The 13420-nt window shown below is 66.5% G+C and carries 12 protein-coding genes; 9 read left to right on the top strand and 3 right to left on the bottom strand.

Features of this window, described 5'->3' with window-relative positions:
• Positions 1-80 precede the first annotated feature (80 nt).
• On the bottom strand, positions 81-950 hold the full coding sequence (locus QCZ28_RS12095) for a DUF6545 domain-containing protein (protein WP_279516735.1): 870 nt from the start codon (positions 948-950) through the stop codon (positions 81-83).
• A 717-nt stretch (positions 951-1667) separates the two neighbouring features.
• Here QCZ28_RS12095 and QCZ28_RS12090 point away from each other — a divergent pair.
• Entirely contained in the window at positions 1668-2138 is a 471-nt protein-coding gene (locus tag QCZ28_RS12090) for a helix-turn-helix transcriptional regulator (protein ID WP_347815100.1), read from the top strand.
• A 51-nt stretch (positions 2139-2189) separates the two neighbouring features.
• Here QCZ28_RS12090 and QCZ28_RS12085 read toward each other — a convergent pair whose 3' ends face one another.
• The gene (locus tag QCZ28_RS12085) at positions 2190-2807 is read right to left on the bottom strand and encodes a phosphoesterase PA-phosphatase (protein WP_279516733.1); all 618 of its coding nucleotides are present in this window, start codon (positions 2805-2807) and stop codon (positions 2190-2192) included.
• Positions 2808-3135: 328 nt separating this feature from the next.
• On the opposite strand from QCZ28_RS12085, the gene QCZ28_RS12080 reads away from it, so the two are divergent.
• Genes QCZ28_RS12080 through QCZ28_RS12070 form a run of 3 tightly spaced genes read left to right on the top strand, consistent with a single transcriptional unit; the run spans position 3136 to position 5692 of the window.
• Positions 3136-3615 carry a hypothetical protein gene (locus QCZ28_RS12080; RefSeq protein ID WP_279516732.1) on the top strand — a complete coding sequence of 160 codons (480 nt, stop codon included), beginning with the start codon at positions 3136-3138 and terminating at the stop codon, positions 3613-3615.
• 11 nt (positions 3616-3626) lie between these two features.
• Positions 3627-4853, top strand: coding sequence for an MAB_1171c family putative transporter (locus QCZ28_RS12075; RefSeq protein WP_279516731.1), 1227 nt, complete (start codon positions 3627-3629; stop codon positions 4851-4853).
• Between the two features lie 8 nt (positions 4854-4861).
• Positions 4862-5692: an SAM-dependent methyltransferase gene (locus QCZ28_RS12070; RefSeq protein WP_279516730.1), complete on the top strand. Its 831-nt coding sequence runs from the start codon at positions 4862-4864 to the stop codon at positions 5690-5692.
• Between the two features lie 740 nt (positions 5693-6432).
• Here QCZ28_RS12070 and QCZ28_RS12065 read toward each other — a convergent pair.
• The gene (locus QCZ28_RS12065) at positions 6433-7287 is read right to left on the bottom strand and encodes a hypothetical protein (protein WP_279516729.1); all 855 of its coding nucleotides are present in this window, start codon (positions 7285-7287) and stop codon (positions 6433-6435) included.
• A gap of 1082 nt (positions 7288-8369) precedes the next feature.
• Between QCZ28_RS12065 and QCZ28_RS12060 the strand changes: the two genes are divergently transcribed.
• The 5 genes from QCZ28_RS12060 (at position 8370) to QCZ28_RS12040 (ending at position 13419) form a co-directional block, all read left to right on the top strand.
• On the top strand, positions 8370-8987 hold the full coding sequence (locus QCZ28_RS12060; protein WP_279516728.1) for a hypothetical protein: 618 nt from the start codon (positions 8370-8372) through the stop codon (positions 8985-8987).
• A 79-nt stretch (positions 8988-9066) separates the two neighbouring features.
• Positions 9067-9789 carry a tryptophan 2,3-dioxygenase family protein gene (locus tag QCZ28_RS12055; RefSeq protein WP_279516727.1) on the top strand — a complete coding sequence of 241 codons (723 nt, stop codon included), beginning with the start codon at positions 9067-9069 and terminating at the stop codon, positions 9787-9789.
• A gap of 125 nt (positions 9790-9914) precedes the next feature.
• The gene (locus tag QCZ28_RS12050) at positions 9915-10955 is read left to right on the top strand and encodes an aminotransferase class V-fold PLP-dependent enzyme (RefSeq protein WP_279516861.1); all 1041 of its coding nucleotides are present in this window, start codon (positions 9915-9917) and stop codon (positions 10953-10955) included.
• Positions 10952-12187: a tryptophan 2,3-dioxygenase family protein gene (locus QCZ28_RS12045; protein ID WP_279516726.1), complete on the top strand. Its 1236-nt coding sequence runs from the start codon at positions 10952-10954 to the stop codon at positions 12185-12187. Before QCZ28_RS12050 ends, QCZ28_RS12045 begins: the two co-directional genes overlap by 4 nt.
• Positions 12184-13419 (top strand): nitric oxide synthase oxygenase, encoded by a 1236-nt coding sequence (locus QCZ28_RS12040; RefSeq protein ID WP_279516725.1) that lies wholly within the window; start codon positions 12184-12186, stop codon positions 13417-13419. Before QCZ28_RS12045 ends, QCZ28_RS12040 begins: the two co-directional genes overlap by 4 nt.
• Position 13420: the final 1 nt, after the last annotated feature.

The following is a 13420-nucleotide window of genomic DNA, read 5'->3' as shown; positions in this document are numbered from 1 at the left end:
CGTCCCAGATCAGGGATCACGCCACACTCTGGCAGCCATCAGCTTTGGACGCCGCTGGAGCGGAGGTCCTACCGCTCCGTCTACGTCGCGCCGGCCCAGCCGTTTCGAGTCGCGGCTCTGTTCAGCGGGGTGATCGGGAAACTATCGAAGGCCGTGGACCCAGGTTCCTCGGGCGGCGAGCCGTAGGCCACCGGGCTCCAGCGAGCGAGTTCCGCAGCGACGAGGGGGGAGTCATGTAGCGCAAGACCCACGAGCGCCAGGCGGCGGGCCTCCGCGCGAATGTCGTATGCAGCAAGCCGTCGCTGAGGTAACCGTGGGACGTCGTCCGAGGGCGGCTCGGTCTGATGGCGCCGCAGCGCCACCGCCACCTGAGCCGCCTCGACCACCGCAGCCGTACTCGTGGCATCCAGTTGATAGCGCTGGGCACGCTGGGTGGCGCTGTCGTGTACCTGCCGCGAGTACCACGGACGCAGCAACCGCAATGCCTCGTGCACCTCGACGGCCCGCCGGTAACGCTGCCGGCTGCCGCCAATTTCTACCGGGACCCTTTCAGCAGTAGTGGTCGTGATGATGGCTGCCTCGGGCATGCCCGCTCGTAGGGTCATCCACAGCTGGTTGACCTGCCAGTCCGTTCGGCGATCGGTCCACCAACTCGTAGGCCACCACAGCCGCTGGCTACGGATCGAGTTGGCGGTGCCGGAGGTCAATGCCCGGCTCGCGACCGTCGCAGCATTGGACAGCCGCTGGAAGAGCAGGTCCGCTGCGAGCTCCGCTTCAGCCTCAACGGCTGCGTCGACCTCGGCATGCAGGGCGTCGCCACTGTGGTTGAGGACAAGGTGAGCCAGCTCGTGCAGGATGCCTTGCGTTCGAGGCAGCGTCGGTAGGGCCGAGTCAACAATGATGACGTCTGCATGCTCGAGCTTGATGAGAAACGCAGAGGGGAGTTCCATACCGAGGTGCTCGCCGCGAAGGTGGATCGGGCGGCCTCGGCCGTGGGCGATGGCCTCGCACCAGGCATCGACGGTGTATGGAGCGGGCGGAGGCGGCAGCCCGGCATCCCGTAGGCGACGTGCGATACGGCCGCGTGCCCAAATCATGTGGGTCTCCTGGCATTACAGTCAGTATGTGACCAGAGCCCCAGCGACGGTCGCCGGCGATGTGAAGACGGCAGTCCAATGCTCAGATGAAGCCGCTGAGCGCGACGGTCTGCGAGGACAACGTACGAAGGAGCGCCGCACTCGCTGTGCCACGTGTGGTGCTGTTGCAAGTCGCTGCCGCGAGTGTCGGCCAGGAACGGCAGTGGCCCCGAAGTCTGCTGCTCCGAGGCCACTGACGCCAGCTCGCTTCGACGCAGGGGTGCCGCGTGACGGCATCCGCGGAGGCATTTGCCCCGCGGACTTCTGCCTGGCGCAGGCTCTCCGGCGCGCATCGCGCATCCCCCCGATCCCGCCTCTAGATGCGCTGCCCGTCTCCGATACGGCATCGCCGGTTCCGCCAGGTGTCGGAACAACGGACACCTGTTGCAACACTATGGTTGTCCGATACCGTGTCACTGCCACAGCAGTGGCCGTGCCCGAGCAAGCTTCGCACCGGGCGGCACGGCTCCGCAACTGTTGTGGTCGAAAATTCACTTTGCCCACGATAGTGGCGCGTCGAGAAGTTGGGGAATGACTATGACGGACTCTGGGGGTGGACCAGGGTCGCACCCTTCGGCTGGGCCAGGCTCTGGAGGCTCCACGTTCGCGGGTCGACTCCAAGCTCTGTTCGACGAACGCCTGAACAAGGACACGGAGAAGAAGTTCACGCCGGAGGAGGTCTCGGCCGCCACAGGCCTGTCGGTGTCCTATTTGAACTATCTTTTGAGCGGCGAGCGGGATAACCCCACCATGAAGAACATCCAGCGCCTGGCTGACTTCTGGGGTGTTAGTCCGAGCTACTTCTTCGACTCGGCCGCGCCTGCCGGCCATGCTTCGGCTCCCGAGGCGGACCCTGACCTCGCTCAGATCACAGTCCTGGCGCGAAACCTACCTCCCGGCATGCCAAGGGCTACCTTGCGGGCGATTGTCGAGCAGGTTGCCGCTTTGGAGGCGCGGCGGAACCCCCCGCCGCGTCGTGGCGGTCGCCCCGGATCGGCCTGACAGGCCTGAACTGAACGGCAAAGCTCCTGGTGGGCGTGGACCCGGCGTCGGTCAAGCCAGCACAAGGAATATCGGCATCGAGATGACCAGACCCGCGCCGGTGCCAGCCACCACCTGAGCAGGCGTGTGGTCGCGCAGCCGGATGCGGGACCAGCCGATAAGGGCAACAACCGGAACAGCGAGAAGCAGCAGCGGTGGACCAAGCACGCTCACCAGCACGGCGGCCGAACCAGCCGCGACTGCTGCGTGCACGCTGATCTTCCAGACGAGGTTGACCGCGGTCAAAGTCAGTCCAATGGCGAACGTCGCGACGACCAACGCCGTCAACGAACGGGGGGCGCCGAAGCCAACCAATATCGCAAGTCCGCCCAAGACCGACAACAAACCCCACACCATTGGTGCTCGGCGCTGCTCTCTGCGCCCGACGTGCCGGTCGGTGAGCTGGCCGCGGCGGACACCGAGCCAAACGACGCTCCTCGGAAAAACCGAGCAGAACAGCGCAGCCGTCAGGCCCCAGGCAAGGCCGATGCGTGCAGTGGCTGCACTTTGGATTCCGATGACGATCGGCATAGCACCCGTGAGATGGGTCGGAGCGAACACCTCTGTCGCGGCGCGCGCCACCCTGTCGGCGAGGCTGGGGCGCTGGGGCAGGTCGATAGTTACGTTCAAGGGGTGGGCCTCTCCGTGGACGCGTCATCATCTCAGTGGGCGCGTGCGAAGTGCGATTCGCCCCGTTTGGCGATGCTTCAGGACACTCTTTTGTGGAAGTTCCATGGCTGCAAGCGGTAGAGGGGGTGCCTCCGGAGCGTGTTGGTGGCTATGCTGCCCCCTTAGCGTCTCACCACTATTGTGGTCGGCTCTTGAGCGTAGTCACTGAGCCGCCACTTAGTGGGGCCGGGGCGCTGCTCGGCGCACGGTGTGCCTCGGCGCGCCCGCCTCAGGAGGTGAAGGTATGTGGCGGCGGCAAGAGCGCCGGGCTGAGTGGTTGCTCCGTCGGGTGGCGGTTGAGCTGCCCGTGCCGTTGACGGTCCAGTCCTTGATCGCGGCACTGGAGGCTGCACGAGACCGTCCGATCCAGCTGGTCGCGATGACATCTCAGACCTCGACCCTGCCGTGCGGCCTATGGGTGGCGACGCCCGAAACGGACTACGTCCTCTACAGCAGGGCGACGTCGATGGTCTTGGAGGTGCAGACCCTCCTGCACGAGCTCATGCATATGGCACTGAACCACGTAGGCAGGCCTGTAATAGACGGGGCCGGCGAGGTCATGGCTGAAGTGTTCAGCGTCGAGGGCGTCGACTCTGTGATGGCTCGATCACCAAGGACCTATGACCAGCAGCAGGAGCGAGACGCTGAGGTGGTCGCAACATACCTCGGGGCGCGGTTGGATGGCCTAGGGGACGTCGTCAACGTCGCTGGCCTTCACGACGACGCCGCCGCAGTGGTGTACCGCATTGCTGCAGCTTTGACGGACTAGACGGGGCCGACATGCTGGTGGCGATCGGCCATATAGTCACTGCGGTGCTCGCTATGGCGGCGTTTCTGGTCAAGCTCGGAGCCCTGAGGCGAGACCCTGAGGATCCCAAAATTCAGGCGAGCGCGGCTATCTGCCTTGGCTGCGCAGTGGCCGTCATCGTGGGCTGGGCGCCGGTGTATACCGCAGTCGATCAAGCCACCGGTATACCGAACGTCACGAAGATCCTGGAGAACGGCTCCGTTCTGGTAGTTGCTGCTGCGGTGCAAATATTGTTTCTATATCTCGGTGACCCGGAGAAGGCCCCGCGCCGGCTTCGGGTCCGGTTGGTGGTGCTTACCGCCGTACTTTGTCTGATGGTAGCCATGTTCGTGGCGGCCGACGTCGCTGTATCCGAGCCTCTGCGCTTCGCGGAGAGGTATGCGGAATTGCCGGAAATCGGCATTTATATGCTGGGCTATTTAGTTTGCCTAGCTGTAGCAATTGGCGACATTCTCCGAATGTCGATCCGCTATGCAAAGTTCGCCGAGCGTCGGCTGCGTGTCAGTATGAGACTCCTCGCGATTGGCGCCACTTTCGGTGCCGGATACGTAGTGCACAAAGGTCTCTTCATTGCCTTGAAGCTAAGAGGCATCGATCCTCCGTGGTCTGAACCGATCGTGTCGCAGGCGCTAATCACGTTGGCGCTGCCGCTAGTGTGCATCAGTCTCGTATTTTCGTCCGCATGGAAATTCGCTGATGCGGTGCGAGCGCTGCCGCGTCGACGTCGCCTTTATCGGCGATTACATCCACTGTGGTACGCCCTCTTCCAGGCGACGCCTACTATCGCGCTTGACCCTCCTCATAAACCCGAGCGGGCCAGAGGTGTACTGCTGGGCGCCGGACAGCACTTGTATCGGCGATGCGTAGAGATCGCCGACGGCCTAAAAGCGCTCGGCCCGCTGGACGCAGGAGTCATTGCTGAGGCGAAGCGAAGCGCGGCAGGCGCCGGTTACAGCTTCGACCGGGCTGCGGCGGCTGGCGAGGCAGCGGCAATTCTAGCCGCCATGCAGAGGCTCAAATCACCGGCAAAAGCTGGGCCGGACCTGCAGGAGGAGCCGGGTCTGGAGCCGCAGGAATCGCGTGTTTCACATCCGGATGTTGAGGCCGATGCACAGCGGCTGGCCTTGGTATCGGACGCGCTCATCGAGCTGCTGGCAAGGGATTCCAATAGCGCGGTAGTGCCCGCGCATCGAAAGTAGGAGAAATCTTGACTGACCAGCGGACTGCTGCCGGCGGCGTGGACTTCGGTCGCGCCACGGTCGCCCGTATCTACGACTACCTCCTCGGTGGTGAGAGGAACTTTCCCGCTGATCGGGCGGCGGCGCATCAGCTCCTGAGGGCCGTCCCGGAGGCTCGGGATATTGCCTGGTCGAATCGCCTGTTCCTGCGCCGAGCCGTACATGTGCTGGCCGAGACCGGCATCCGGCAATTCCTGGACCTAGGCTCGGGCATTCCTACTCAAGGTAACGTTCACGAGGTCGCGCAAGCAATCGCTCCAGACAGCCGGGTGCTCTACGTCGACATCGACCCAGTCGCGGTTGTCGCATCCAACGAAATCCTAATGGGCGGCCCGCACCGCGCGCTGGAAGGCGACTTCACCCAGCCTGAGCTTCTGCTGGACACCCTCAGCGACAGTGACCTAGCAACGGTGATTGACCTGAACAGGCCAGTCGCCGTGCTCTACTGCGCGGTGCTCCAGCAGGTGCCCGACAATCGGATAGATGCCGTTATCGCACCCATCCGAGACCAGCTTGCTCCAGGAAGCGCGATGGTCATTTCGCACCTGAGCGCCGTCGACGTAACCGACGCCTATGACGAGACAACCGTCTCCACGGCAAAGAGTGTGTTCAAAGCGCAAGCGGCCACCGAAATCACACTCCGAACGGACGCGCAGCTCGGCGCTCTGTTTGGTGACTTCACCATTATGGCACCCGGACTAGTGCCACTCAGTGATTGGCGTCCAGAGTTGAGTGGGCCCGACCCCTACTCCACTGCACCGACTCGTTCGCCGATGCACGGAGCCGTCGCTACCCGCTGACCCTGATCGTCGGAGCTGACTACCTACCGGTACTGGTCGAGGTACCTCCGTGGGACCAAAGCTGTCCAGTCGATGACGTAGTGAGGAGCGAGCCGCGACCGGCGGAGGTTTGAGGGTTGGCGCTTTCCCCTACCTCATCGATCCAATGAGCTAGGCCAGATGTCGATGGCTTCGGCCATAATCGCCCTTCGTGAGTCTTGGTTCAGGATGCCCCAACTGCGTGCAGCTCAACAGCCGGCGACGTTACCCCGCCATCGACGCGGCTGGGATACGAGTAGCACGGACGCGCACCACGTATGGCGCCCGTACCTGTGGACGGCTGCTCGCCGATCGCTACGATGAGCCCGCTGGGACGGTCTAGCACCGGTCATCGCATTGTCGGTGCAGGCGTTCATACTCGTGATATGTCATCTCTTGCCGCTAGCCCGTGTTGTGGCGCCACCGGCGGTCGACGCCATTTGGCCCCGGTCTACGCCGCAGGGATCAGGACGACTCACACCAGCACCACCATGTTGGCACCGCGAGTTCTGGTGGTTCGGGGTCGCAGCCTAACGAGGTCGACGACGCGGCACGCTGGCTGGCCGTGCGTGGCAGGTCTGGCAGGCGGGATCGTGGTGCGGGCAGTGCGGGCAAGCGACACTTCCCGTTCCGTGGGCGAGCCGAGAGGTCGTCGTACCGGCGGCGGCTGTGCCCTACGCCGTCGCGGAGATCGCCGCCGGGCGGCTGCCAGCACTGGCCGGCTACCGCTGAACGGGCGTCGTGGCGGCCTGTGCCCACAGGTCGCGTAGTGGCAGCCACGAGGATGCCAGCTCAGCCCAGTAGCAGGTGAAGACTCCTGCGATGGGCTTCGTGAGGTCGCTCCACCAGATGGCGACCACGACCTGTCCCGCCCGGTCGCCGGTGGGGATTCGGTAGGCGTACTCGATGTACTGCACGGTGCGACCGGCCGCGGTGCGCTGCTGCGTCGGAGCCGCCGCACCCGGTGCCAGGGTGGCCGCATTGGCCGCCTGACTGCGGTATCGGGCCTCTGCGGCCTCCCGGTCGGCGAGGTTGCGGTACGTGATCCAGTAACCGGTGACGATGCCTGCGGTACAGCGGGTTCGAGTCGTCTCACCGTTGCTGCGCTGCGCTTCGCTGATCGCATCGACGGAACACCCTCCAACCGTGGCGAGCCAAGGATCGGCGAAGTCCGCGATGTCGGGCGCCGGCAGGCTAGCCCGGTTGACCGCTGCCTGGCGCTGCGCGAATGCTGCGCCGGCAGATGCGGTGGGCGCCAAGGCTGTCGGCGTCTGACGCGGCGGTGGCACGACCGAGTAGCGCAGGCCGAATCCGATGGACGCGCCCGTGAGCAGGGACGCCAGAGCGAGCGCCGCGGGTCCGCGCGCCCATCGCCTCCGTCGGCCGCTTCGGTCACCGGCCGCCAAGGACGGTGCCGCGTCGGAGCCAGCGGGTTGCGTGCCGGTGCGGATGCCGTTGTTGGGTGAGGCAGCGGTGCGGCGAACGGGTTCGACCGCAGGCGCCCGGCCGGGCGCGGTGGTGGGGACGTCCTCGATCGAGGATGGCCAGACCGCCCGGTCCGGGTGCTGCGTCGTCACTGGCTGCTCCTTCCGCCTGCGTCAGCTGGGCCAGCTTGTGCTCATCGTGGCTTCCGACGGCCGGCCAGTAGCAGCGCGACGCCGGCGATGAGGGCCGCGCCCCCAGTGGCAGCGATAGGAGCGATACTCCCGCCGGTCACCGGGAGCGACGGTGCCGATGATTCGGCGTTACCGCCGCCGTCGTTGCTCGGCTGGTCGCCCCCATCTGTGGCGCCCCCGCCTGGCTGCTGCGGATTCCGCCCCCCGCTTGGCGCACTGCTCGACGGCCGAGGACTTGCCCGGGTTGGTTCCGGCGCGGGTGGGGAGTCGGGCGGGGGAGTGCTCGGATCGGGCTCCGGCGGCCTGGTGGTGGGATCGGGCGGGGCAGTGGTGGGGTCGGGCTCCGGCGGAGGATCGGTCGGGTCGGGAGCACTGGGGGCGGTCGGCTTCGACGTTGAGGGCTCCGTCTCGACGGTGGACCGTTGTGGCTTTGGCTTGTCAGGGCTGGCCGTAGCGGTCGCCGAACTCGAAGGACTCACCTCCGCCCTCGCTGGTGACGCGGACAACGCGCCGATTGTCGCAAGGGCGAATGCCGAAGCCGCGAATGCCGCTAGGCGTTGCCGCACCTGCGAGTCAGGTTGATTCACGATCTAATACCTCCCCGTGTTGCACGGTCCTGGCCGGCGGTGGTGCAAACTGCCGCCGCGTCCAATGGCGGATTGGACGCTAGCGTTTCCACCACCGACGCACCAGCTTCACCATCTCCGCGACCTGCCTTTATAGCCACTGTTTGCGCAGCTCAACATGGCTACGGCTGGCCTATGTGGTTGTTTGGCATCCGGCCAGGTGTAGTCGCATTGGTAGACACACACAAAGGTGCTGTGGTGGATTCGAAGCCGAACAACCCAGTCCTCAACAACGGGGGAAGGGACATGGGTTCAGGCTCGCCGCCATATTGCGGTGGGCTGATGCGCTGCGCCCCCAGATAGGTGCTGCCGCGAATGAACGGTCGAGCAAATCAATCCATCTCTGGTGTGAGGGGCAGCCGAGAACGGCGGGCAGCTCTCGCGCTGATGCCCTCGGCTGATGACGCAGGGCACCGCGTGAGCCTGCCTGCTCGCAGAGCTGCTTCGGCTCTTGTTGTATTCCTCGGTCTTGCAGCATTGGCGCTGACCGGCTGCTCGGAGGCCGACGACACGTCCGTGACCGCGCCGGTGGCGCCGTCCTCCACCGCCGGATTCGGCACTGCTGGGACATCCACGGGCCCACCAGCGACCTACCGAAGCGTTGACGCGCTGTGCCCGGCGCTGGATTTCCGGCCGCTGAGCGAACTGTTCGGCCCGGTGAGACAGCAACAGCACCAGAATCGTCCGGTCGGTGCCACCACCAACCTGACGTGTACCGCGACGCTCGGTCAACTGCCCGGAGGCGTCGTCGTGACCGTGGCGGCCAACATCGGCGCGCCGGAGGCGGGGCGGGTCATGTACGAGGGACTGCGCCGCGTTCATAACGAGACCGAGTCTGTTCGAGACATCACGTCCCTGGGCGCTGGCGCCTACCAGTACACCGACGCAGCCGGTAGCCACATCGTCACCTACGACGCCAACCTCTATCTCACGCTGACGGTCGCGCCGCTGCGTCTGGACACAATCCCGGACCCCGCCCTGGTAGAGCCGACGGCCCGCGTGGCCGCGTCCGCGCTGTCCGCGCTGCGCGCCTGACCGCTACCTCACGCCGAACCCTCACCGCATCCGCGCCGGGCCGCGGCGTAACCGATCCGATCCAAGCGGAGGACCACCCTTGTCCACGACACCCCTGCCCGCAGTGCTGCCCGGCACCGCAGCGACCGACTACGCCCGCTACATGCGTACCGACGTACTGCTCTCGCTGCAACGCAGCACCACCGAGGGAGCGCACCCCGACGAGTTGCTGTTTCAGGTCGTGCACCAGTCCTCGGAACTGTGGTTCAAGCTGATCTACGACGAGTTGGCGCGCGCGCTCGACCACATCGCCGACGACCACCCCGGCGCGGCCGAGCTGCTCATCCAGCGGGCGGCGCAGAGCCTGCGGCTGGTCACGCAGCAACTGGACATCCTGCGGCACCTGCACCCGATGCAGTTCGCGTCCTTCCGCGGCGAGTTGGGCAACGGCTCCGGATTCGAATCGCCCGGCTGGAAACTGCTGCGCCAGGCCACCACCGAACTCGACATCGCGGTGAGCCGGCTCCTGGCCTCACTCGACCTCACGCCGATCGACCTCTACCGCGGACAGGCATCCGACCCGCTGTACCGGCTCGCCGAAGCGCTCGTGTCTCTCGACGAGCAGATCTCGCTCTGGCGCACCCAGCACTACACCATCGCGACCCGCATCATCGGCGACGGCGTGCTCGGCACCCGCAATACCCCAGTCGACAGCTTGAGCCGGCTCATTTCGCATCGCTGTTTCCCCACGCTCTGGGAGGCGCGCACCGAGCTGACCGAATCCAGCCCTCGCGGTCGCCAGTGCAGGCAGGCCCAGCAGTGAGCGCCACAGCTATCCCGATCCCGGCGGGCATCCGCAGCCGATTTCCGAGCCTGGACAAGACGGTGCACCTGGCGGCGTGCAGCATCGGCCCGCGCAGCACCGCGATGGATCAGGCGCTGGCCGCGATGCTGGACGACCTGTCCCGCCCCGGCTTCTGGAGCGCCGCCGAGGAACAGGTGACCGAGGCCCGGCGCCGATTCGCCCGACTCATCGGTGCCGACGTCGACCAGGTCGCGATCCTTCCTAACGTCAGCGTCGCCGCCCACCAAGCCGTGGCGAGCCTGCGGTGGCGGCGCCGCCGCGACCTGCTGACCACCACCGCCGAATTCCCCGGCGTCGCGCACGTGTGGCTGGCCCAGGAGCCCCGTGGAGCGCGAGTGCGCTGGTGCGGCCCCCGCGCCGGTCGGGTCAGCTCCACTGACTACCTGCGCGCCATCACCACCGACACTGCGCTGGTCTCCGTGCCCGCCGTCACTCACCACGACGGGACCCGCCTTGACATCCGACGAGTCGTCGACGCCGCTCACGCCGCCGGCGCCGCCGTGATCGTCGACGCCTACCAGGCCGCCGGCGTCATGCCCTTGCACGTCGACGCGCTGCGCTGCGACTACCTGATGGCCGGTACCGGAAAGTACCTGCTGGGCCTACCGGGAATCGCCTTTCTCTACGCGCGTCACCCCAACGGACCCGCCCCGGCCCTGACCGGCTGGCTCGGCCGCATCGATCCGCACGCCTTCGACGCGACGCGACTCGACTTCCCGGCGCACGCCCGCCGCCTCGAGACCGGCACACCATCGGTGCCCGCGGCGTACGCCGCAGTCGCTGGGCTGTCGCTCATCGAGGACCTGGACCTGACCGCAGTCCGTGAACACACGCAACGGCTCCTGGCCTGTGCCGCCGACCGGCTCACACGGCAAGGCGAGGTCGTGGACCTGGCGCCCAGCGTCGACGAGCGCGGGGCGCACCTCACGCTGAGAGAGCCACGTGCCTGGGCGATGGCCGCGTGGCTTGACGACCAGAGCATTGCCGTCGCCCCCCGCCGTGGCGTCGTACGCATTGCCGCGCACGCCTACACCAACGCGGGCGACATCGACGCGCTCTGCGACGCCATCGCCAAGTACCGCATCAAATCCCGCAGCGGGACACCGATCGGAGCATCACGGTGACCAGCGCGCAGCCTCTGCATTGGTGGCTGGCACAGCGCCGCCCCTCGGCCGCCCGGTTCCCCTTCGACGCGGTCGTGACCGCCTACCAGCACTACGGCAAGCACTTCGTCCCCGACGAGTGGACACAAGCGCTGATCGCGGCAAGGGACCGCCTTCCGCAGCTCAACGGCACCAGCGTCACCTACCTGTCCGCGTTCCTCTCCGGCGCGCTCGACAAGATTGACGGCACCTTCGACTACCGCTCATATCTCGGGTTGGCACTGCTGCCGATACCTGATCCGAACCAGGCTCTGGGTGCGGCGCAACAGCTCGCCCAACGCGACCGCCTCCACGCGATCCTGCTGACAGACCTCATCGCCTTCGAACTCCGAGCTGCCCACGACGACCAAGCACCGCTACCACAACAGCGCCCGACACCGCCCATGGCAGCCAAAAGACTGCGACACGCGCTCCGCGCGGTGATGCCAGCACTGCGGCGCCTCAGCTTCGTCGACGACTCCACCGATCTCTCGGAGATCGCACTGCTGCGACGCGTCACGGCCGCCGTCACCGTGGACCTCACCGCCGAAGATCGGCGCGCCCTGCAGGTCAGCATGCTGCCGGTACACACGGTGCACGACGAGTGGATGTTCATTCGCGTCTTGCAGGCTTTCGAGACGACCTTCGCGATGCTGGCGACGGACCTCACCGAGATCATCAACGCCGTACAGGCCGGCCGGATGCCGCTCGCCGCGACCAGACTGTCCGCGGCGGCGTCGCTGCTACGCGAGAGCGCTGCGCTCTGGCCCCTGCTGGCCACGATCCAGCCCGCAGCGTTTCACGCCTTTCGCCCGTACACCGACGGCGCGAGCGCCATCCAGTCCCGCCACTACAAGATGCTCGAATCGCTGTGCCGGATCCCAGACGGCGAGCGTCTGAACTCTCCCGCGTACCTGTCAGTTCCCGAGGTCCGCACGGCAATCCTGCAGGGCCAGGTCAGTCTCGATGACGCCCTGGCAGCGGCTTGGCAGTCGGCCTCCACCGACCCATTCCTCACCGCCGCGATGCGCGAGTTCAGCGCAGCGATCACCCAGTGGCGCCAGACCCACTACCGCCTCGCCGTCCGGGTCCTCGGCCCCGAGCGCAGCGGCACCGGCTACACCCAAGGCACCCCCTACCTGAACAACGCCCGCTACGAGCCGGTCTTCCGCCGCCACCCATCTGCCGACCCGGACGCCGGAGTCGACGGATGAACACCGCAGACGTCGCCAACCCATCTTCATCGACGACGCACAACTCCGTCCTCGACGAAGCGCACGCCTTCCTCCGCCTGCTGCACTACGAGACCGGCCAAGCAGGGTTCACGCGCCGCTGGCGTGATGTGCGCGCGGAGATCACCACCACCGGCACATGGCGGCAGACCACCCATGAGTTGACCTACGGTGCCCGGGTCGCGTGGCGCAACTCCGCCCGCTGCATTGGCCGCCTGCGCTGGCAGAGCCTGCAGGTACACGACCACCGCCACAGCACCGACGTCACCGCCGTGCAGCGCGCACTCGTCAGCCACCTGCACCATGCAACCAATACAGGCCGCATCCGGTCGACCATCACCATCTTCCCGCCCGTCCCGGCAGGCGGCCCTGCGCCAGTACGAATAGTCAACCCGCAGCTCGTCCGGTACGCCGCCTGGACCGATCGAGGACACATCCTCGGCGATCCCGCCAATCTCACACTCACGCGCCTGGCTACCGCGCTTGGCTGGCCCGGCCCGCCGGAGCGCGGGCCGTTCGACATCCTGCCGTGGATCGTCGCCACCGACGACGGCCACCTACACGCGCTACCTGTCGATCAGACCGACATCCTCGAGGTTCCGATCCAGCACCCGCAGCACCGCTGGATCGCCAACCTCGGACTGCGGTGGCCGGCGGTGCCCGTCATCAGCAACATGCTGCTCTCCATCGGCGGGGTGCAGTACCCCGCGCCGTTCAACGGCTTCTTCATGGGCTCCGAGATCGCCGCCCGCAACCTTGCCGACGTCGACCGATACCACCAGATACCCGCCGTCATCGACGGCCTCAAGCTCGACGAGAACGACCGTCTGCGACACGACAAAGCCTTGCTCGCGCTTCAGGAAGCAGTCCTGCACAGCTACGACCGCGCCGGCGTGACGATCACTGACCATCACCGCGAAAGCGAGCACTTCGCGCGGTTCGTCCGCCGCGAAGAGGCCGCCGGCCGCACCGTCGTCGGCGACTGGACCTGGTTGAACAGCTACCCCATGACCCCCCAAGACCCGTCCTGGAAGCGCTACTACAGCCCGGCCACCCTCCGGCCGGCCCTCTGCCCCGATCCCGCCGCGGCCATCCCCGCCGCCGGGACCGGTCTGAAGGTCCCCCACACGGGCTCGACGGCACCCGTCGCCGAACCCAACCACGAGCGCGCCGCTCCCTCCACGGCCGCTGCCGTTTGTCCCGCAAGAACCTAGG

This window comes from Micromonospora sp. DH14, assembly GCF_029809455.1.
Classification (GTDB): Bacteria; Actinomycetota; Actinomycetes; order Mycobacteriales; family Micromonosporaceae; genus Micromonospora; species Micromonospora parva.
Note: the sequence above shows the minus strand (reverse complement) of the source record. Positions and strands in the feature narration are given on the sequence as shown.

Bases quoted from the DNA above. Each gene is read 5' to 3' on its own strand.
- QCZ28_RS12095 (WP_279516735.1), bottom strand. From the start codon at position 950: ATGGAACTCCCCTCTGCGTTTCTCATCAAGCTCGAGCATGCAGACGTC.
- QCZ28_RS12090 (WP_347815100.1), top strand. From the start codon at position 1,668: ATGACTATGACGGACTCTGGGGGTGGACCAGGGTCGCACCCTTCGGCT.
- QCZ28_RS12075 (WP_279516731.1), top strand. From the start codon at position 3,627: ATGCTGGTGGCGATCGGCCATATAGTCACTGCGGTGCTCGCTATGGCG.
- QCZ28_RS12050 (WP_279516861.1), top strand. From the start codon at position 9,915: ATGCTGGACGACCTGTCCCGCCCCGGCTTCTGGAGCGCCGCCGAGGAA.
- QCZ28_RS12040 (WP_279516725.1), top strand. From the start codon at position 12,184: ATGAACACCGCAGACGTCGCCAACCCATCTTCATCGACGACGCACAAC.